This is a genomic window from Photobacterium lutimaris, assembly GCF_003025555.1.
Lineage (GTDB): Bacteria > Pseudomonadota > Gammaproteobacteria > Enterobacterales > Vibrionaceae > Photobacterium > Photobacterium lutimaris.
The window spans coordinates 35,447-54,915 of sequence record NZ_PYMH01000017.1 but is presented as its reverse complement, the minus strand read 5'-3'; the positions used below and the strand labels follow the sequence as shown (position 1 = coordinate 54,915).

Annotated in this window: 18 protein-coding genes; 11 read left to right on the top strand and 7 right to left on the bottom strand. The window is 51.9% G+C overall.

Going from position 1 to position 19,469, the window contains the following annotated elements; translation table 11 throughout:
• Positions 1 to 58: 58 nt before the first annotated feature.
• Both C9I99_RS23955 and rarD read right to left on the bottom strand, forming a co-directional pair.
• Entirely contained in the window at positions 59 to 853 is a 795-nt protein-coding gene (locus tag C9I99_RS23955) for an AraC family transcriptional regulator (protein WP_107351347.1), read from the bottom strand.
• 145 nt (positions 854 to 998) lie between these two features.
• Positions 999 to 1,910, bottom strand: coding sequence for an EamA family transporter RarD (rarD, locus tag C9I99_RS23950; protein WP_107351346.1), 912 nt, complete (start codon positions 1,908 to 1,910; stop codon positions 999 to 1,001).
• A gap of 246 nt (positions 1,911 to 2,156) precedes the next feature.
• On the opposite strand from rarD, the gene recQ reads away from it, so the two are divergent.
• From recQ to C9I99_RS23930, 4 genes are all read left to right on the top strand, one after another.
• Complete coding sequence (gene recQ / locus C9I99_RS23945) at positions 2,157 to 4,001, top strand: ATP-dependent DNA helicase RecQ (protein ID WP_107351345.1); 1,845 nt, start codon at positions 2,157 to 2,159, stop codon at positions 3,999 to 4,001.
• A gap of 322 nt (positions 4,002 to 4,323) precedes the next feature.
• Entirely contained in the window at positions 4,324 to 4,629 is a 306-nt protein-coding gene (locus C9I99_RS23940; RefSeq protein ID WP_107351344.1) for a DUF3630 family protein, read from the top strand.
• Positions 4,630 to 4,747: 118 nt separating this feature from the next.
• The gene (locus tag C9I99_RS23935) at positions 4,748 to 5,443 is read left to right on the top strand and encodes a 7-cyano-7-deazaguanine/7-aminomethyl-7-deazaguanine transporter (RefSeq protein WP_107351343.1); all 696 of its coding nucleotides are present in this window, start codon (positions 4,748 to 4,750) and stop codon (positions 5,441 to 5,443) included.
• Positions 5,444 to 5,536: 93 nt separating this feature from the next.
• On the top strand, positions 5,537 to 5,983 hold the full coding sequence (locus C9I99_RS23930; RefSeq protein WP_107351342.1) for a GNAT family N-acetyltransferase: 447 nt from the start codon (positions 5,537 to 5,539) through the stop codon (positions 5,981 to 5,983).
• A 244-nt stretch (positions 5,984 to 6,227) separates the two neighbouring features.
• Here the strand turns inward: C9I99_RS23930 and elbB are convergent, their stop codons facing one another.
• Positions 6,228 to 6,878, bottom strand: coding sequence for an isoprenoid biosynthesis glyoxalase ElbB (elbB, locus tag C9I99_RS23925; RefSeq protein ID WP_107351341.1), 651 nt, complete (start codon positions 6,876 to 6,878; stop codon positions 6,228 to 6,230).
• Between the two features lie 324 nt (positions 6,879 to 7,202).
• On the opposite strand from elbB, the gene polA reads away from it, so the two are divergent.
• The gene (gene polA, locus C9I99_RS23920) at positions 7,203 to 9,974 is read left to right on the top strand and encodes a DNA polymerase I (RefSeq protein WP_107351340.1); all 2,772 of its coding nucleotides are present in this window, start codon (positions 7,203 to 7,205) and stop codon (positions 9,972 to 9,974) included.
• 188 nt (positions 9,975 to 10,162) lie between these two features.
• Positions 10,163 to 10,210, top strand: a complete 48-nt coding sequence (gene spfP / locus C9I99_RS27770) for a small protein SpfP (protein WP_438616993.1) — start codon at positions 10,163 to 10,165, stop codon at positions 10,208 to 10,210.
• Between the two features lie 725 nt (positions 10,211 to 10,935).
• Here spfP and yihA read toward each other — a convergent pair.
• Entirely contained in the window at positions 10,936 to 11,592 is a 657-nt protein-coding gene (gene yihA / locus C9I99_RS23915; protein WP_107351339.1) for a ribosome biogenesis GTP-binding protein YihA/YsxC, read from the bottom strand.
• Between the two features lie 158 nt (positions 11,593 to 11,750).
• Between yihA and C9I99_RS23910 the strand changes: the two genes are divergently transcribed.
• From C9I99_RS23910 to hemN, 5 genes are all read left to right on the top strand, one after another.
• Positions 11,751 to 12,368 carry a c-type cytochrome gene (locus C9I99_RS23910; protein WP_107351338.1) on the top strand — a complete coding sequence of 206 codons (618 nt, stop codon included), beginning with the start codon at positions 11,751 to 11,753 and terminating at the stop codon, positions 12,366 to 12,368.
• Between the two features lie 873 nt (positions 12,369 to 13,241).
• Positions 13,242 to 13,883 carry a class I SAM-dependent methyltransferase gene (locus tag C9I99_RS23900; RefSeq protein WP_107351336.1) on the top strand — a complete coding sequence of 214 codons (642 nt, stop codon included), beginning with the start codon at positions 13,242 to 13,244 and terminating at the stop codon, positions 13,881 to 13,883.
• The gene (gene yihI / locus C9I99_RS23895; RefSeq protein ID WP_107351335.1) at positions 13,883 to 14,422 is read left to right on the top strand and encodes a Der GTPase-activating protein YihI; all 540 of its coding nucleotides are present in this window, start codon (positions 13,883 to 13,885) and stop codon (positions 14,420 to 14,422) included. The genes C9I99_RS23900 and yihI overlap by 1 nt, the downstream gene beginning before the upstream one ends.
• A gap of 12 nt (positions 14,423 to 14,434) precedes the next feature.
• Positions 14,435 to 14,911 carry a DUF2489 domain-containing protein gene (locus C9I99_RS23890; protein WP_107351334.1) on the top strand — a complete coding sequence of 159 codons (477 nt, stop codon included), beginning with the start codon at positions 14,435 to 14,437 and terminating at the stop codon, positions 14,909 to 14,911.
• A 154-nt stretch (positions 14,912 to 15,065) separates the two neighbouring features.
• Complete coding sequence (gene hemN, locus C9I99_RS23885; protein WP_107351333.1) at positions 15,066 to 16,439, top strand: oxygen-independent coproporphyrinogen III oxidase; 1,374 nt, start codon at positions 15,066 to 15,068, stop codon at positions 16,437 to 16,439.
• A gap of 79 nt (positions 16,440 to 16,518) precedes the next feature.
• Here the strand turns inward: hemN and C9I99_RS27620 are convergent, their stop codons facing one another.
• From C9I99_RS27620 to glnL, 3 genes are all read right to left on the bottom strand, one after another.
• The gene (locus C9I99_RS27620) at positions 16,519 to 16,647 is read right to left on the bottom strand and encodes a hypothetical protein (RefSeq protein ID WP_275937939.1); all 129 of its coding nucleotides are present in this window, start codon (positions 16,645 to 16,647) and stop codon (positions 16,519 to 16,521) included.
• A 296-nt stretch (positions 16,648 to 16,943) separates the two neighbouring features.
• Positions 16,944 to 18,359 carry a nitrogen regulation protein NR(I) gene (gene glnG / locus C9I99_RS23880; protein WP_107351332.1) on the bottom strand — a complete coding sequence of 472 codons (1,416 nt, stop codon included), beginning with the start codon at positions 18,357 to 18,359 and terminating at the stop codon, positions 16,944 to 16,946.
• A 10-nt stretch (positions 18,360 to 18,369) separates the two neighbouring features.
• Entirely contained in the window at positions 18,370 to 19,419 is a 1,050-nt protein-coding gene (glnL, locus tag C9I99_RS23875; RefSeq protein WP_107351331.1) for a nitrogen regulation protein NR(II), read from the bottom strand.
• Positions 19,420 to 19,469 lie beyond the last annotated feature (50 nt).

Here is a 19,469-nt window from a genome sequence, read left to right as displayed (position 1 = left end):
CATGCCGCAGTCATTCCTAGGATGCTTGTAAAAAAATGACACATCGCTGGATAAAGTCTTACTTGATATGCGAAGGGGCAACGCCGAAGGTTTGCTTGAAGGCATGGGTAAAGTGGGCTTGATCGTAAAACCCGACGTGATAGGCCACTTCGGTGCTGCTGAACCCCGCTTTCAGCAGTGCCATCGCATGTTCCAGCCGCAGCCGGGCTAGCCAAGCGTACGGTGTCATGCCCGTGGCTTTTTTGAACTGGCGCAACAGCTGCGATGGACTGAGATCGCACAGGCCTGCCAGCTGCTCTAAGCTGATTTTTTGATCCAGATGTGCCATCACATAGTCGCGTAGCTGGTGTAAGTCTTTGGAGCCCAAAGGGGTCACATTGGCTTCACGAACCTGGCCGTAATGGGTCAATAAATAGGAAAAGGATTCTATCGGCAGGGTGTCTTTGGCAAGTTGCGATACCAGCGGGTTGTCCAGCTGCTGGTGAAGCCAGGTCAACTGCTGGAACAGGGCGTGATCGGCGATATTGTGTTGCGGAAAGCAGAAATGGTTTTTGCCGGATACATCATCGGCTTGCTGGTTGAGCCAATCAGGAGTAATGCTAAAGACTTTGACCTGGTAACCTGATTGCTCTTTGGCTTGGCCGTCGTGGATTTCATCCGGCGGCATGATCACCAATTGCCCGGCCCCTGCGATGTGCTTGCTGCCGTTGTAGTAATACTGTTGCTGACCTTGGGTGATCAGGCCCAAATGGTAATCCAGGTGGTAATGACGTTTAAAGGCAAAGTTCTGGTAATGGGCATCGATCAGGCTGATATCGTCAATGGGGCTTTTGCGGTGACTGATTTTATTCATCGTACGCTGCCCCCTTTTTGCTGTATATAACCTGAGTATTTAGACTTGGATGCGGAGTAACCGAAAACTGCTGGGTATGAGTACACCATAGCGATGACGGTGCGGCTTGTAAAAAATTAACAGCACCGCCTCGCAAGTTGTGGCTCTAGCCGATGGCGGATTGCTTTTTGTTGCTGCGGTGGTTGCGTAGCCCTTCAAGGCTGAAAATCAGCAGTGCCGCCCAGATGAAGGCAAAGGTATAACCTTTGTCGGCGGTAACGCTTTCGTCATAGACAGTAATCGCCAGCAGGAACATCAGGCTTGGGCCGATGTACTGGAAAAATCCCAGGGTCGAGAGCTTGAGCTTGGTGGCTGCCCCGGTAAAGCACAGCAGTGGCAAAGTGGTGACGATGCCAGCCGCCATTAACAATAGATTGGTGGTCATCGGGTTGGCGGACCAGTCTGATGTTGGGCTGCTGGCAAAGAGAAAGACATAACCCAGCGCCAAAGGTAGCAACAGGCTGGTTTCCATAAACAATCCTGTTGCCGCATCAAGGTTGACCTTTTTGCGTAGCAGACCGTAAAGGCCGAAGCTGGTTGCTAGGGCCAAAGCGATCCACGGCAACGAGCCGAATTGGATCAGCTGGACTGCTACTCCGGTTGCCGCCAGTGCCACTGCGACCCATTGTAACGGACGCAGGCGCTCGCCGAGGAAAAACATCCCGAGCAGAACATTGAACAATGGGTTGATGAAATATCCGAGGCTGGCATCAAGCATGTAATTGTTGTTGACCGCCCAGATGAAAATTAGCCAGTTCCCCCCGACCAGCAAAGACGTTGCCAACAGTAGCATGACCACTTTCGGCCGGCCTAGTACGGCCCGGACCTGTCCCCACCCCTTGCTAACCGCCAATAACAGAGCGAGAAACACAAACGACCAGATCACCCTATGGCTTAGGATTTCCGGCGCACTGACATGTTGGAGGGACTTGAAATAGATAGGGGCAATTCCCCACATGGTGTAGGCCGCGAGGGCGAGGATGACGCCGCGCTGGGTCTGGGTATTTTGCACTTCCATGATTACCTGAAAAGTTGGTGCCGAGCTGGCTGGAGATAAATAAATATTCAGTTGTGTATGCAGGCGCAGTATAAATCGTGATCGATCTCAATACTATTGTCTTTTTCCTCAGCAACCACGGCCTCGGGGTACGAAAATGAATTGAACGGGGGGTGACTCCCATCGGTGATCTGAATGGTATAGAATAGCCAGCCTTGTCCATCTTCTTGTGCCCGGTTTCGGGTCACCCACGCCAATGAGAACGTTATGCCAGCAAGCCAGCCGTGCCAGACCGAAAGCCCCATGACCTGTGAACAGGTGCTGCAGGATGTGTTTGGCTACCAGCAGTTCCGTGAGGGTCAGCAACCTGTTATCGAGGCGGCGGTGTCCGGGCAGGATTGCTTGGTGATCATGCCAACAGGTGGCGGCAAGTCGCTGTGCTACCAAATACCAGCCTTGTTGCGTGACGGGCTGACACTGGTGGTGTCTCCCTTGATTTCCCTGATGAAAGATCAGGTGGACCAGCTCAAGGCTAACGGGGTGGCTGCCGCCTGTATAAATTCCACCATGTCATGGGAAGAAGTGCAGGGTACCTTTCAGGCGATGGAACAAGGCCAGATCAAGTTGGTTTATGTCTCGCCAGAGCGCCTGCTTGGCCGTGATTTCTCCGAGCGGCTTGCCAGTTTGCCATTGAGCATGGTTGCAGTGGATGAAGCGCACTGTATCTCGCAGTGGGGGCATGATTTCAGGCCGGAATACGCCGCTCTTGGCAGTATGCGCCAGGCATTTCCCGATGTACCGGTGATCGCCCTGACGGCAACAGCGGATGATACCACCCGGCAGGATATCATTGCCCGGTTGTCCTTGCAGTCCCAGCACACCTATCTCGGTAGCTTCGATCGGCCGAATATCCGTTACACCCTGCAGGAAAAATACAAGCCGATGGCCCAGCTGACTCGCTACTTGGCTGGGGTGCGCGGCCAGTGCGGTATTATCTACTGCAATAGCCGCAAGCGGGTGGAACAAATCAATGAAAAATTAAACGAGAATGGGATCCGTGCAGCCGCCTATCATGCTGGTATGGAGCATGATGAAAGGGCGTGGGTACAGGAAGCTTTCCAGCGTGATGATGTACAAATCGTGGTGGCGACCGTGGCATTCGGCATGGGGATCAACAAGCCCAATGTCCGTTTTGTGGTTCATTACGATATCCCGCGTAACATTGAATCCTATTATCAGGAAACCGGACGGGCAGGCCGAGATGGCTTACCGGCCGAGGCGATTCTGTTTTATGACCCATCCGATTTGGCCTGGCTACGCCGTTGTCTGGATGAGAAAGAAGACGGTGCCCAGAAGCGAGTGGAAAGCCATAAGCTCAATGCCATGGGAGCGTTTGCTGAAGCTCAAACATGTCGTCGCCAGGTGTTGCTCAATTACTTTGGTGAAGCGCGGGAAGAGCCTTGTGGTAACTGCGATGTGTGCCTTGACCCGCCCAAGCATTTCGATGCCTTGGAAGTGTCGCAAAAGGCACTTTCCTGTGTCTACCGGGTTAACCAAGGTTTCGGTATTACCCATGTGGTGGAAGTGCTGCGTGGTATGCAGAACCAGCGTATTCGTGAATATGGCCACGATAAACTGAGTACTTATGGTATTGGCCGTGAGCACAGCCATGAGTTTTGGGTCAGTATTTTACGTCAGCTGATCCACCGTGGTCTCCTGACCCAGAACATTGTCCGCAGTTCGATTTTGCAGCTAACGGCCAAAGCACGCGAAGTACTGCGTGGGGAGATTCCCCTTGAGTTGGCGGTGCCGAGGCTTGATATTGCCGCCCGTAGTGCCAAAAGCGATAAAATGGCCAACCGCCAATACGACAAGAAGCTGTTTGCCAAGCTGCGTAAGCTGCGCAAGGCCATTGCCGATGAAGAAGATTTGCCGCCGTATGTGGTATTTAATGATGCCAGTTTGATGGAGATGGCTGAACGCTTGCCGACCTCGGCGGGGGAGTTGCTGTCAGTTAACGGGGTTGGGCACCGCAAGCTGGAAAAATACGGCAATGTCTTCTTGGGGCTGATTGAAGATCACCTGACCGCAGGTGAAGACGTCGGGTTCTGAGTCACTTTCTAGGCCGGTTTCGCAGCCGGCTGGTGTCGACCAGACAAAAAAATACCGGACAATCCGCGTCCGGTACAAAATGCGTATTAGATACAGGCAGGAGCGGGGCTCCGGCATGCTCTGTTCGCTACAAAACAGCTTGCGTATTTGGTGAGAATGTTAAATTCACCGATTGCTAACCGGGTTTCCCCTGCTAGCAACACCCTCATAAAACCATGATCATCGCCCCTTGGCTAGAGGCTGGTTATTGGTTGATACTCAGAGAAACAATTGGTTACAGGAAACAATCGCTGGCCAAGCATTGCGAAAAGGAATAAGCACTATGACAGCAATCCCTCACTACTGGTGTCGCCGGTTGGATACCGCAGCAAAGCTGCTTGAGATCGGTGGACCAGAGTTCGATTATGATAACTTTGCCACGGTGGCCGATGCGTTGCTTCAGGGGCTTGGGATCACGGTCGTGGACAAAGAGCCCAATGCGGATTTGCATGTGTGGCTGGTGGATTTTGAAGGTTGCCGCTTGCTGCTGAAGGGGGAGCACTACAGTGGCCAGATGTGGCTGGAAGGACTGGATAGTGAAGCACAAGAAACACTGTTATTCCTCGCCGGGTTGCTGGGCGAGCGGTGATGCTCTAGGCACCGCGGTGGTTTGCTGTATAATCCCCGCCTTCGGTTGCTACTGGCGGTGTGAGAGCTAGCAGTAGTGTTTTGGGTTCCCTCTCCCCCAATGACAAAAAGGTCTGACAATGACGACTTCTCAATTTTCGCCTGCGCAGCAGCGCAAGGCCCTTTCTTTTCTGGTGGTTTTCCACCTGTTGATCATCGCATCAAGCAATTATTTGGTTCAGCTTCCTTTTACGGTCATGGGACTCCATACCACATGGGGCGCCTTTACCTTTCCGTTTATCTTTTTGGCGACCGACTTGACGGTACGTATTTTCGGCGCGGCAATGGCAAGGCAGATCATCCTTCGGGTAATGATGCCAGCACTGGTGATTTCCTATGTGCTATCGGTACTTTTTTACCAAGGGGAATATCAGGGATTGGGCCATCTCGCTGAGTTCAACTTGTTCGTTGCCCGAATTGCGATTGCCAGCTTTATGGCTTACTTGCTAGGGCAAATCATGGATGTGTCGGTATTCAACCGGCTCCGTCAGACCAAGCAATGGTGGGTCGCCCCGAGCTGTTCGACCTTATTCGGTAATGCCCTTGATACATTGGCTTTCTTCGCGATTGCGTTCTACAACAGCCCTGATGCATTCATGGCAGAGAACTGGGTCGAGATTGCCTTGGTGGATTATGGTTTTAAACTGCTGATCAGCCTTGGCTTGTTTGTACCTATGTACGGGGTGCTGCTCAATTATCTGATTAATAAGCTGACGGCCTTGCCGCCAGCCCCACAGAAGAGTGACCCGCAATCGCACAACACCTTGGGTGTCTAGCTTTCCCTTCTCTGGGTTTCGCACCATAATAACCAAACTGAATAAGGCCAGCATTGCTGGTCTTATTCAGTTTGGTATAGAGGAGGAATTAGTATGCATATTCGTGAGGCCAGTATTGAAGAAGCCGTCACGGTGTTGGCCACGATCACCGAGTTTGCTCGCCCCGCTACCGAAGATGAGCTCAGGAAGAGGCTCCGTGGCCATCGGGTACTGATTTTAGTGGCTGAGATCGATGGCGAATTAGCCGGGGTCAAGATTGGCTATCAGCTGTCGGAAGATTGTTTTTACAGCTGGCTGGGTGGTGTGGCGCCGCTTGGTCGTCGTGGTGGTGTGGCACAAGCCCTGCTCGAGGCCCAGGAAGAGTGGGTCGTGGCACATGGCTATCAGACGTTGAGGGTAAAATCCCGAAACCGGTTTCCTGCGATGTTACGTTTATTGCTGAGAAACGGCTACCAAGTCGAGCATTTAGAAAAAAAAGACGGTATTGAAGACTTCAGGCTGCACTTTGTTAAGTCACTAAATGAAAGTCATTCTCAATAAGTGCTTGCATCTCAATTGAGAATGGTTATTATTAGCTTGCACTCAGCGAGAACGGTTCAAAACGGTTCTGGTTGAAGGCACGACATTGCTCACATTGCTTCCAGTGTACTTTAGCTCGGATCGGTTTTTAGTGTAGGGCTAAAAACGGCTATCCTTTCTGCTGAGCGGCGACTACTTCCTGTTTTTAAGGTGGAAAGTAGTGCCGCTTTTTCTTTATCTAGCGCTGATTGCCAGATCGGCGGCCTCAGGCTATTTTCACCAACTCCCTGACCAGCTTATTGATCCCTTCCGCAGCTTCAGACACACTGCCGGCCAGCATATACGCAGGGGTAGTCAGCAGCCGGCGCTTTTGATCCAGGACGAAATCATCGACCGGGCACTTGATATGCTCACCGCCCATTTGGTTGAAGGCTTTTGACGTATCGGGATCCGTACCTATCGTCCCTTTGGCTCCCGGGCCGTAGATCAGTGGGATCATTGCAGGGGCGATGCAAAGGTAACCGGCGGGTTTCTCTTCCTCGGCAAATTGCTGGCAGACCCGTTTGACCTCGGGGTGGATGGAGCACTCACTTCCCTTGAAGGCAAAGTCTGACAGGTTCTTGGCTGCCCCGAAGCCGCCGGGCAGCAGCAGGGCGTCATACTGGCTGGGATCCAATATGACCAGATCGTCGATTTGTCCGCGGGCGATCCGGGCTGCCTCGATCAGCACATTCCGTGTTTCCGCCATTTCTTCACCGGTCAAATGGTTAATCACATGGTGTTGATCCATATTCGGGGCAAAGCAATGCCAGCTGGCCCCTTCTTGCTCGATAGCCAGCAGGGAGAGGACGGCTTCATGGATCTCGGCACCGTCAAACACCCCCGAGCCGCTCAAAATAACTGCTATTTTCTTCATAATGGCTCCCTTTATCGTCAGATTTGTCTGTTTTTACTCTCAGTTCATCTTATTTAAGAACGCTCTGTTAACTTTTTCCACAATTAACGATCATTGCAGGATCGTGGATCAAATGAGCTTTATTGGTTTAAGTGCTTGTATTTTAGTGATTTTATTCGCTATTTTTTTAGTGTTTTAAAAATTGATCAACGCATTAAAATGAACTACCAACAAACTTATCCACAGATGTAAGGCCGGGATTGGAAAACAGCAGTTAACAGTTGATGGTAGTCATGGCATCCTAGTGTCCTCACTCTTTCATCCCCCGGATATAAGACTATCTCTATGGCAACTATCCCAGAAAATCCACTTATTCTGATTGATGGATCATCTTATCTTTACCGTGCCTACCATGCTGCGCCTAACTTCACTAATTCAGACGGTGAACCAACCGGTGCTGTCTATGGTGTGGTGAATATGCTGCGCAGTATGCTGCGTCAGTTTTCCACCGAGCACATTGCCGTCATTTTCGATGCGAAAGGAAAAACATTCCGAGATGATATGTATCCGGAATACAAGGCCAACCGTCCGCCGATGCCGGATGATCTTCGCTCTCAAATCGAGCCTCTTCATGCCGTTATCAAGGCCATGGGCCTACCGCTGATTTCGATTTCCGGGGTTGAAGCCGACGACGTGATTGGCACCTTGGCCAGCCAGGCATCTAAAGCCGGTATGCCGGTCTTGATCAGTACCGGTGATAAAGATATGGCCCAGCTGGTTGATCAGAACGTTACCCTGATCAATACCATGACAGATGTGGTGATGGATCCGGCCGGGGTTGTTGATAAGTTCGGTATCGGCCCAGAGTTGATCATCGACTACCTTGCCCTGATGGGAGACAAGGTCGATAACATTCCGGGTGTACCGGGCGTTGGTGAGAAAACAGCCAAGGCCCTGTTGACGGGGATCGGTGGCCTGGATGCACTGTATGCCAATCTCGACGATATCCCGCCATTGGGCTTTCGTGGCTCGAAAACCATGCCGAAAAAACTGCAGGACAATAAAGAGGCGGCATATCTGTCCTACGAGTTGGCGACCATTAAGCTGGATGTTGAGCTCGATGTAACGCCTGAGCAGTTGGTGAAAAGTACGCCGGATACTGATGCGCTGACCAAGTTGTTTGGCCAGTTGCAGTTCCGTCGTTGGCTGTCTGAAATGCTAGACGGCAGTGACGGCCGTATTGTTGCCGATGAAAAAGCGTCATCGCCTACAGCAGACACTCAACCGGTGGCACCGGTGATTGACCGCAGTGGTTATGAAACCGTATTGGATGAAGCGGCGTTTAATCAGTGGCTGGAAACACTGAACTCCTCTGAAGTCGTTGCGTTTGATACTGAAACCGACGGCCTCGATTACATGACGGCAAACCTCGTGGGCGTGTCATTCGCGGTCGAAGAAGGCAAAGCGGCTTATGTGCCGGTTGCCCATGATTACCTTGATGCGCCAACCCAGCTGGACCGTGACTGGGTGCTGGCTCAGCTTAAGCCATTGCTGGAAGATCCAGATCGTGCCAAGGTGGGCCAGAACCTCAAGTTCGATGCCAGTATCCTTGCCCGTTACGGTATTGACATGCAGGGGATCCGTTTTGACACCATGCTGGAGTCTTACGTATTCAACAGTGTGGTCGGTCGCCACGATATGGATAGCTTGTCGTTACGCTACCTCGAGCACAAAGCCATTAGTTTTGAAGATATTGCTGGTAAGGGCAAGAAGCAGCTGACTTTCAATCAGATTGATTTGGAGCAAGCCGGCCCTTATGCGGCAGAAGATGCCGATATTACCCTGCGCCTGCATAACCTGCTGATTGAAAAAGTGAATACCGATGAAAAGCTCAAGTCGGTGTTTGAAGACATTGAAATGCCATTGGTACCGGTATTGTCTCGCATAGAGCGTACCGGTGTGCTGATTGATAGCATGCAACTTGGCGCCCAGTCTACCGAGATCGCCGTCCGTCTTGATGAACTGGAGAAGCAGGCCTACGAGATCGCGGGTGATGAGTTCAACTTGAGCTCGCCAAAGCAGTTGCAGGCAATTCTGTTTGAAAAGATGGGCCTACCGGTGCTGAAGAAAACGCCATCTGGTACGCCTTCGACCAATGAAGAAGTGCTGCAGGAGCTGGCATTGGATTACCCGCTGCCTAAGCTGATCTTGGAATACCGTAGTTTGGCGAAGCTGAAGTCGACCTATACCGACAAACTGCCGAAGATGGTGAACCCGGCAACAGGCCGCGTCCATACTTCCTACCATCAGGCCGTAACCGCGACGGGACGTTTGTCATCGAGCGATCCGAACTTGCAGAACATCCCGGTACGTAATGAGGAAGGGCGCCGTATTCGCCAGGCCTTCATTGCACCAACTGGCTATAAGGTATTAGCCGTCGACTACTCGCAAATTGAATTGCGTATCATGGCCCATCTCTCGGGTGATCAGGCCCTGTTGGATGCCTTCCGTAATGGCAAGGATATCCATGCCGCGACGGCCGCTGAGATCTTGGGGATCCCGCTCGAGTCAGTGTCTACTGAGCAGCGCCGTCGTGCTAAGGCGATCAACTTCGGTCTGATCTATGGCATGAGCGCATTTGGTTTGGCCAAGCAGCTGGATATGGGGCGTAATGAAGCACAAGATTACATGAATGTGTATTTCGAGCGTTACCCTGGTGTGCTCGAATATATGGAAAGCACTCGCAACCAAGCCAGTGAGCAGGGCTATGTGGAAACCTTGTACGGTCGTCGCTTGCACCTGCCTGATATCAAATCGCGCAACGGCATTCGCCGTAAAGCGGCTGAGCGTGCGGCGATCAACGCCCCGATGCAGGGGACGGCCGCTGATATTATCAAACGTGCGATGGTGTTGGTGGATGAGTGGGTTGGCCAGCAGCCTGAAGGCCAAGTACGCTTGCTAATGCAAGTGCATGACGAACTTGTATTTGAAGTACAGGAGTCGGAGGTCGATAACGTTTCTGCCGAAGTTCGTCGTCTCATGGAATCCGCTGCTGAATTGGCTGTCCCGCTGATTGCGGACGCTGGGATTGGTGATAACTGGGATCAGGCGCACTAATTTAATCCGAAAGCCCATAATCGTACGATAATAGCCAGCATTGCTGGCTATTTTTTTGGCTTAAATTATTCGTTCAATGAATTACGATTGTTAAAAATTACTTACGAGATCTTGAAAAAAAACTACAAAAATGCTTTTCAAAACTGAGCAATTGATATACAGTTAGAGGCGTAGGGTACAGAGGTAAGATGTTCTATCTTTCAGACCTTTTGTTTCACGTTATTGGATTTGGCTGATTCAGCCGCCCTGGTCATTTGGCCAGGGCGTTTTTTATTGTGGCGCCGAAAAATCCATTCCCCCCTCATACTCCCGTTTATCTTTTGATCATGTTGGCGCTGATTGGTTGCCATATCACCTATTTAGAGACCGAACAACAGCGCTGGAAGGTTTTGTTTCCAGTGTCTACTCTGTATGGAGAATTTTTCTTCACTTGTTTTTAGAGTAATTACTTTAATTTGGTTTGGCGGATCGCTATAATCTTGTTTGCTTCTTGTTCATATTTGTTTTCGGGAGTGGGCTCCAAGCCGGCTAGCCAGCAAATACATGAAATAGCCATCCTGGATTTGGGGTGGCTTTTTTTTTACCCGTCTTACCGTAAAACTGTAATTTAATTCCATTTTGGGATGTTATTATTAAGCTACATCACTCTTTATTTTTGATAAAAAACAACTTTCCCTGTTATTGCCCTCCAACCACTTAAAACTGGTAGTTATCTGCTGGAAACCAAGGCATAACCTGTGATTAGGTTAGGGTGGATACACAATTATGGGAGAAAAAACTTGCGTTGGTGGGGGAAATCACTGATGCTTTCTGGACAAATATAAAAACCTCCTATTTCTCTCCCATTGCCCCGCCTTGCTGGTGGGGTATTTTTATGCCCGGGTCTGGCTACCTGTAAGGCTCGACCACGGGGCAAAAAAAAAGCCCCCAGACGGGAGCTTTTGTATTGGTCGGCTAGCGTTTACTCTGCGCCTTGCGCGTCGTCTTCTTCGAGCATTGCCAGTTGGCGCTCTAGCTCTGGAGCAAACCATTCATCCAGCTTACGGCGAACTTGGTCCAAACCGATCCCCTTGAGTGACGAGAAGGCTTCGACTTGCACGTCACCGCCGAATGTCTTGACGTTATCGCGCACTTTCATCAGCTGCTGTTTGCGGGCACCGCTTTTAAGCTTGTCGGCCTTGGTGAGCAGGACCAATACTGGCAGGCGGCTTTCGATCGCCCACATGATCATCTGCTGATCCAGATCTTTTAGCGGGTGACGGATGTCCATCAGCACGACTAGGCCCTGCAGGCATTCGCGCTTTTGCAGGTATTCACCCAGTGATTCCTGCCATTTCAATTTCATTTCCAGCGGAACCTGGGCATAGCCATAACCCGGAAGGTCAATCAGGTTACAGCCGGGTATCACCTCGAACATATTGATCAGTTGGGTACGTCCGGGCGTTTTAGATGTACGGGCCAGGCTTTTTTGGTCGGTGATGCGGTTTAGTGCACTCGACTTACCTGCATTGGAGCGGCCAGCAAATGCGATCTCAACGCCTGTGTCGTTTGGCAAGTGTCGGATTGTAGGCGCACTTGTGATAAATCCTGTGTTTCTATAGTTGAGAGGTTGATTCACTGTTAACTCCGTCAAGTCTTGATGTAGTCGACTGATTACTTTTATGTGAAATTGTGTAAAATGTATGAAAACCGAGCTCGGTTAGTGGTCGCATTGTATACCATGTTACTGAGCATTACTTGTGGTACTGGAAGCTCTATAATTATAAACGGAATGTCATGAAGAAATTAGCACTGATATTGACTCTGCTGGCCAGTTGCTCAGCCTGGGCCCAGGGAGATGCAGAAGCCGGAAAGGCAAAAGCCGCAACATGTGCCGCCTGCCATGGTGCAGATGGTAATGGGATAATGGCGCAATACCCGAAGATCGCCGGTCAGCACGCAGGTTACCTTGAAAAGCAGCTCAACGATTTTAAGCTAGCCATGAGTACCGGTGGTGCCCAAGGGCGTAACGATCCTGTGATGGGGGGGATGGCCATGCCCCTGACCGAGCAGGATATGGCTGATTTGGCCGCCTTCTATGCCTCATTACCGATCTCCGATAACACCACGGCCGAGTCGTCGATTGAACTTGGCCAGACCCTGTACCGCTTTGGTGATACCGAGCGCGGTGTGACGGCATGTACGGCGTGTCACGGTCCTCGAGGCAATGGTACCAGCCTATCAGGTTTCCCTAAAATCTCCGGCCAGAATGGCGAATACGTCAAGCTACAGCTGGAGAAATTCCGCGACGGCCAGCGTGGCAATGACATGAACGCCATGATGCGTGCGGTAGCTGCTAAGCTGACGGACGACGAAATTACCGCTTTGTCGCAGTACGTCGGCGGCTTGCACTAACTATTACTTCAGCCTGGCTTCCAGTCGGTGGTGAGAAGAAGGCAGCTCCGGCTGCCTTTTTTGTTGCCTGGAGGTGGCTGAGCCTGCAAGAAAATGACAGTTTTTTCACCTTAAAACGCAAATGGCTGGGTGGGTTGTGAGAGATTGGCTATTCGTATTGGCCGATGTTGATGAAGTTGTTAATAGTTATTGCCTGAAAGCCACTATGAAACAATATCTTGTGCTTATTGAAATAAAGTTACAGCCAAACATTTCTAGTAGGTACATTGTTTCAAGTCTAGATTGGCGTAAAGTATGCCTTGTCGACAGGGAGTCGGCTAGGAACGGAAAGCGCCAGTGACGGCATGGGCAGGGTGCCCGAAGGAATACAGGATTGTCCGGCAAGGAGCCGGGTAGGCCGCAAGATGTGGTAAGGACTGTCAGGAAAGACGCTTACGGAAAAGAAAACACAACATAGGAAGCAGCATTCTAGGACGGAGTGCACACACGGATGGTGAACTGGTTGCCAGATGGCAACACGCTGATGGACACAGCCGGTTAAGGATAGCCGCATGAACAGGGATAACCGTTCAGGGACGGAAAAAACTCATCAGGACGATGAAGAACAACACGTTGGCACGGAAGCAACAATAACAAAAGGATATTGTCAGACCGGGATGTTACATACTGGTTAAGGACAGACTAGACAGGATATAGCCTCTAATGGCGAACCCACAGAGCGACAGGTTGAATAACCTGTCGCTTTTTTCTTTTTGGCCGTTTGCCTCCCCCTCCTTTGTAGTGCACATTTCTCCATCAAATCTGCTATGATACCGGGCTTCATTGGGAGCCGTGGCAATGCCCTGTACGATAGACTTAAACAGGAGAGCGAAGATGACCCCTTGTCCGCTGTGCCGCAGCCAGAGTACTGCGCTGTTTTTTGAAGATCGGCGCCGACAGTATGTCCGCTGTGGGGAGTGCGCATTAATTTTTGCTGATCCCGAGTCGAGATTGTCGCCACAAGAAGAGAAAGCGCACTATGATTTGCATGAGAATAACCCAGAAGACTTGGGTTACCGGCGCTTTCTGGCCCGGCTTGCCGATCCGCTGAGGGAGCGTCTTGGCGATACGCCGCTTGATGGCCTAGATTTTGGTTGCGGCCCCGGCCCGACCTTGTCGCTGATGCTGACTGAAGCTGGCCACAACATGGCAATTTATGATCCGTACTTTGCCAACAAGACTGAGGTACTGGGCACGCAATATGACTTTGTGACCTGTACCGAGGCGATTGAACACTTTTATACGCCTGCGAAGGAATGGGGGCAGCTGGTTGGTATGGTAAAACCCGGTGGTTGGCTGGGCTTGATGACCAAACTGGCAAAAGATGCAGATGCCTTTGCGCAATGGCATTACAAGAACGACCCAACGCATGTGAGCTTTTTTAGCCGCGAGACGTTCCACTATTTGGCTCAAAGAGATGGCCTGGACGTCGAGTTCGTTGGGAATGATGTAATTTTGCTGAGGAAAACCCAGTAATGACCCGTAAGAAAAGAAGCCGTGCTACCGGATCATCCGATCAGGTAGTCACCATTAAGACCCGTAACCAGAATGATCTAGACGGCCTGCAGCGCAAGAAAGATCGTAAGCGCAAAGGCCTGAAGTCAGGTAGCCGCCATTCAATAGTATCGCCTGATGATGCCCGCAAGGCAGCACAGCGTAAAGACCCGCGTCACGGCAGCAAGAAAGCGATCCCTTTGATTGTTGAGCCGAAAAAGCCGATGACCAAGCAACAGCGCCGCATGAGCGCCGAGCAAGAACTACAAATGCTGGAAAATGATGCCCAGCTAATGATACTGCTTGACCGCATCGAGGCCGGTGAGAAGCTGGGTGCCGGTTTGCAGAAGCAAGTTGACCAGAAGCTGGATCGTATCGAGCAGCTGATGAACCAGCTTGGTTTGCTGGAAGAAGACGAGCCGGAAATGGACGATGTGCCGACCCCTCGTGGCCCTCGTTCAGACGATGACTTGCTTGATCAGTTCGAAAACATGGATTTTGATGGTTTAGACAAGGAGTAAGCCTTGCAGGATATGACATTGTGGCTAGGACTGGCCGGCGTGATTGTGGCCGTTTTGGCAAGCTATGCCGGTTATTTGTTGTTTAAGCTCTATCAGCAGACCCAGCGCCATAAGGCATTTCTGGCTCGCGCCCAGCGCCAGCAGGAAGCTGGGATCAAGCAGCGCAATGCCAATATCATGGAAAGCGTGCTGATCATTGCCGAAGCCGGCAAGAAAGAAGAATGTGATATGTCGGAAATTGCCATCCGCTTGTACAAGCTGATGGAAGTGCTGCAGGGGGACCATCGGGTCGATTTTGCCAACCGGTATCCGTCGATGCACGAGCTTTACCTGGTGGTGAAGGACATGCCGCGCGGCGATGCGCGCAAGACCCTGGCCAAGAAAGAACGTATGCAGCTGGATTTGATCAGGATGAAGGCCGAGGCACGCTTGGTTGAATCTATCAAGTCTGAGCTGGATTTGATCTTGGCGGCGAAGCCAACGGTCTGAGTTCGGTTCCTGTTTTCCCCTGTCTATACTGAGAGACAGGGGAATTCTGATCGGGATAGCAGTTTAGTTATCTCCTATCTACATCTTTACCAACTTGTGTCACACTTGGTGGCCAGTATTCTCCCCCCTCTATCTAATTTAGTGGAAACAAGTCATGTCAAATGAGCAAATTATTTGGGATCAGGCCTTAATCGAAAAATATAATTATTCGGGGCCGCGTTATACTTCATACCCAACAGCGCTGGAGTTCCATGAAGCGTTTACACCAGCGGAATTTGACATGGCGTGCGCCCAGTACCCTGAGCGTAACCTGTCGTTGTATGTCCATATCCCGTTCTGCCACAAGCTTTGCTATTACTGTGGCTGTAACAAGATCATCACCCGTCACCAGCACAAGGCCGATCAGTACCTTGATGCGTTGGAGCAGGAAATCCGCCAGCGCTCGACGCTGTTGGGCCAGCGGACCGTGAGCCAGCTTCACTGGGGCGGGGGCACACCGACGTTCCTGACCAAGGTGCAGGTAAGCCGCCTGATGGATCTGTTGCGTGAACAGTTTACGTTTACCCCCGATGCCGAGATCAGTATCGAGGTCGACCCGCGTGAAATCGAGCTGGATATGCTTGACCACCTGCGCAGCGAAGGCTTCAACCGCCTGAGTATCGGGGTGCAGGACTTCAATAAAGAAGTACAGAAACTGGTTAACCGCGAGCAGGATGAAGCGTTCATTTTTGCCATGGTAGAGCGTGCCCGCGAACTGGGTTTCCGTTCGACCAACCTGGATTTGATCTATGGTCTGCCAAAGCAGACCCCGGCGTTATTTGCCCAAACCCTCGATCAGGTGCTGACCATGCGCCCTGGCCGTTTGTCTATTTTCAACTACGCCCACATGCCGAAGCTGTTTGCTGCCCAGCGTAAGATCAAAGATGCCGACTTGCCGCAGGCCAATGAGAAGCTGACGATTTTGCAGCAGACCATTGCAACCCTAACCGGTGCCGGTTACCAGTTTATCGGCATGGATCACTTTGCCCTGCCGGAAGATGAACTGGCGGTGGCCCAGCGCGAAGGCATCTTGCACCGTAATTTCCAAGGGTATACGACCCAAGGGGATACCGACCTGTTGGGTCTGGGGGTATCGGCGATTTCGATGATTGGCAATTGCTACGCCCAGAACCAAAAAGAGCTCAAGCAATACTATGCCAGCGTTGATGAAAAGCGCGAAGCGCTATGGAAAGGGGTGTCTCTGGATGGCGATGATCTGCTGCGCCGCGAGGTGATCAAGTCGCTGATTTGTAACTTCCACCTCGATAAAACAGCGATTGAGCAGCAGTTTGATATCGAGTTTGATCGTTATTTTGCTGAAGATATCGAGTTGCTGCAGACCTTTATCAATGATGGTCTGGTTGAAGTCAGCGATACGACGATTGAGGTCGCGCTGAAAGGCCGTTTATTGATCCGAAATATCTGTATGTGCTTTGACAAATATTTGCGCCACCGCGCTCGCCAGCAACAGTTCTCGCGGGTGATCTAACCCCCGTTATTGGCTTTATCGTCCAGATAAACAAAAAGCCCTCGAGCCGTTATGGCTCGGGGGCTTTTTGGTTCAGGCGCTAGCCATGAAACATGTTCACCGCGGCAATCAGGGCCAGGATACCGGCAGCAAAATGGCCAGGGCCATTGGTTGCGATTTCGCTGACAGCAGGCATTGCCACGCTGAATGAAAATAGACTTTCCAGCATGGTGGGGATCCAACTGTGTTTTGAGTGTTATGTGGTGTGGTTTCAGTGATGGCTGAAACCGGGGGGTATTGTACGCAAAACGCGCGAAGATGGAATGGGGGTAGGTCAAAAAACAACCAGTAATGGCGATTTATTTGCACCTCTCCGTTCTAGTCATACTGCGTTCGATTTTCAGTCTCGACAACTTTTGTATACGGGTACAGAAAGTTGCAGGGGCAAATTGTCGATGCGGAAAGAAACTCTGTTGATGCTTACTGAAGCTGTTGAAATTCTTTCCGCATGAAAGGTGTGGAGGATTAGTCAGTCACGACATTGAGCTCTTTGAGTTTACGGGTCAGGGTATTACGGCCCCAGCCGAGTAAGCGTGCCGCTTCCTGTTTGTGGCCATGGGTGTGCTCCAGCGCCGCTTCGAGCAGGATTTTTTCAAACTCCGGCAGTGCCTCGCCGAGCAGGTTCTGGTGTCCTTGGCGCAGGTTGTCGAAGGCCCACTTTTCCAATGCGTGATGCCAGTGCTGGTGGCCGCCCTCGCTGGCTTCCCGTTGACTGGGGGCGACTAGCTCCGGCGGCAAGTCCGCCGGCAGGATTTCCTTACCGCTGGCCATCACGGTGAGCCAGCGGCAGGTATTTTCCAGCTGGCGGACATTACCCGGCCAATCCAGCGTCATCAAGGCCTCTTCGGTATCAGGGTGCAGGGTTTTGACCTCGACCCCGAGCTCGTCGGATGCACGCATCAGGAAATGGCGGGTCAGCTGCGGAATATCTTGGCGGCGGTCTTTGAGCGCGGGCAGGTGGACCCGAATGACGTTGAGGCGGTGGAACAGATCCTCACGGAAGTCTCCGCCAGCAACCAGCCTTTCGAGGTTCTGGTGGGTGGCGGCGATGATCCGGACATCGACATTGACCGGAGAGTGGCCGCCTACCCGGTAGAACTGGCCGTCTGCCAGTACCCGCAGCAATCGGGTCTGGATATCCAGTGGCATGTCGCCGATTTCATCGAGGAACAGGGTGCCGCCGTTGGCCTGTTCGAACCGGCCCTGGCGAACACTGTTGGCACCGGTAAAGGCGCCTTTTTCGTGGCCGAACAATTCCGATTCAATCAGATCTTTGGGAATGGCAGCCATGTTGAGGGCGATGAATTCCTTGTGGCTGCGCGGGCTGTGGCGGTGCAGCGCATGGGCGACCAGCTCTTTGCCGGTTCCCGATTCACCGTTGATCAGCACCGATATCGATGAGCGGGATAGGCGGCCGATGGCGCGGAACACCTCCTGCATCGCCGGGGCTTCACCGATAATTTCCGGGGCGTTTTTTTCGAACGCTTCTGGTTGCTGCTGGCGCTTTTGCTCTTGGCTGTGGGTCACGGCCCGCTCGACGAGGCTGACCGCCTCGTCAATATCAAATGGCTTGGGCAGGTATTCAAAAGCCCCTTCCTGATAGGCATTGACGGCGGCATCGAGATCGGAGTGGGCTGTCATGATGATGACTGGCAGGGTCGGGTAGTCTGCCTGTAGCACCTTGAGTAAAGAGAAGCCGTCCATCCCCGGCATACGGATATCGGACACCAGTACATCGGGCACGCTGCGCTCGAGGGCTTCAACCACGCTGTCGGCATTGGCGAAGGTTTCACATTTCAATCCCGCTGCATTGAGGGTCCGCTCCATTACCCAGCGGATCGAGCTGTCGTCATCAACGACCCAAATTAGTCCTTTGCTCATGGTGAATCCTCTACATTATCGGTAAATACAGGGTGAATTTGGTATGGCCCGGCCAGCTGATGACCTCAATCTTACCTTGGTGCTGGTCGACCAGGTTCTGTGCAATAGACAGTCCCAGCCCGGTTCCGCCTTCGCGTCCGGTGATCATGGGATAGAACAGGGTGTCCTGGATATCACTCGGGATCCCTGGGCCATCGTCGATGATGTCGATTTTGGCGGCGACCCGGTAGCGCTTGCCGTGGATCAGTGCCTGGTGGGCGGTGCGGGTTTTGAGGGTAATATTGCCGCCACCATATTGCTGGAGAGCCAGCGAGGCATTGCTGACAATATTGAGAATGGCTTGTTCGAGTTGCTCGGCATCCATGGTGAAATCAGGCAGGCTGGGATCATAATCGCGGTGCAGGTGAATATTCTCGCCACAGTCAATACTGATCAGCTGGCGGACTTTTTCCAGCACAACGTGGATATTGTCTTGCTGGCGGCTGCCGGGACGCTGCGGCCCGAGTAGGCGATCGACCAGATTACGTAGTCGGTCGGCCTGCTCGATGATCATTTGGGTATATTCGGTGTAACTCGGATCGGGCAGGGTTTTTTCCAGCAACTGGGCTGCACCGCGCAGACCACCGAGCGGGTTTTTGATTTCATGAGCCAGCCCGCGCACCAACTCCTTGGCGGCTTGCTGCTGGGCATGCTGACTGAGTTCTTGGCTGATACGGCGTTGTTGGTCGATCGGCTTGAGCTCAAGCAATATCAATAACTCGCGCTGCCAAGATAGTGGGCTGGCATTGAGCTCAAGGGTATGGTGGCGACCGTCGATGACAAAGGTGACATCACTGTCTGCCAGCCCCTGCCCGCTTTGCAAGGTGTCGGAGATCAGGTTCAGATCTAACGACGTATGCTGAAGCAGATCCGGGAAATGGGTATTGTTGAGCCGGCGCTTGCTGAACGACAACAGCTGCTCGGCTGCTGGGTTGACGTAGCGTATGGTCAGCGATTCATCGAGCAATACGATTGCCGTGACTTGGTTGTCCAGGATCAGGGGGGAAAAGTCAGCCGTCACAGTTACCATCCTTGTTGGTGCAGTTCATGTTGGTGCACTGAACTGCTAGT

Coding starts and splice junctions, on each gene's coding strand:
- C9I99_RS23955 (WP_107351347.1), bottom strand. CDS start 853: ATGAATAAAATCAGTCACCGCAAAAGCCCCATTGACGATATCAGCCTG.
- rarD (WP_107351346.1), bottom strand. CDS start 1,910: ATGGAAGTGCAAAATACCCAGACCCAGCGCGGCGTCATCCTCGCCCTC.
- recQ (WP_107351345.1), top strand. CDS start 2,157: ATGCCAGCAAGCCAGCCGTGCCAGACCGAAAGCCCCATGACCTGTGAA.
- C9I99_RS23940 (WP_107351344.1), top strand. CDS start 4,324: ATGACAGCAATCCCTCACTACTGGTGTCGCCGGTTGGATACCGCAGCA.
- C9I99_RS23935 (WP_107351343.1), top strand. CDS start 4,748: ATGACGACTTCTCAATTTTCGCCTGCGCAGCAGCGCAAGGCCCTTTCT.
- C9I99_RS23930 (WP_107351342.1), top strand. CDS start 5,537: ATGCATATTCGTGAGGCCAGTATTGAAGAAGCCGTCACGGTGTTGGCC.
- elbB (WP_107351341.1), bottom strand. CDS start 6,878: ATGAAGAAAATAGCAGTTATTTTGAGCGGCTCGGGGGTGTTTGACGGT.
- polA (WP_107351340.1), top strand. CDS start 7,203: ATGGCAACTATCCCAGAAAATCCACTTATTCTGATTGATGGATCATCT.
- C9I99_RS23910 (WP_107351338.1), top strand. CDS start 11,751: ATGAAGAAATTAGCACTGATATTGACTCTGCTGGCCAGTTGCTCAGCC.
- C9I99_RS23900 (WP_107351336.1), top strand. CDS start 13,242: ATGACCCCTTGTCCGCTGTGCCGCAGCCAGAGTACTGCGCTGTTTTTT.
- yihI (WP_107351335.1), top strand. CDS start 13,883: ATGACCCGTAAGAAAAGAAGCCGTGCTACCGGATCATCCGATCAGGTA.
- C9I99_RS23890 (WP_107351334.1), top strand. CDS start 14,435: ATGACATTGTGGCTAGGACTGGCCGGCGTGATTGTGGCCGTTTTGGCA.
- hemN (WP_107351333.1), top strand. CDS start 15,066: ATGTCAAATGAGCAAATTATTTGGGATCAGGCCTTAATCGAAAAATAT.
- C9I99_RS27620 (WP_275937939.1), bottom strand. CDS start 16,647: ATGCTGGAAAGTCTATTTTCATTCAGCGTGGCAATGCCTGCTGTCAGC.
- glnG (WP_107351332.1), bottom strand. CDS start 18,359: ATGAGCAAAGGACTAATTTGGGTCGTTGATGACGACAGCTCGATCCGC.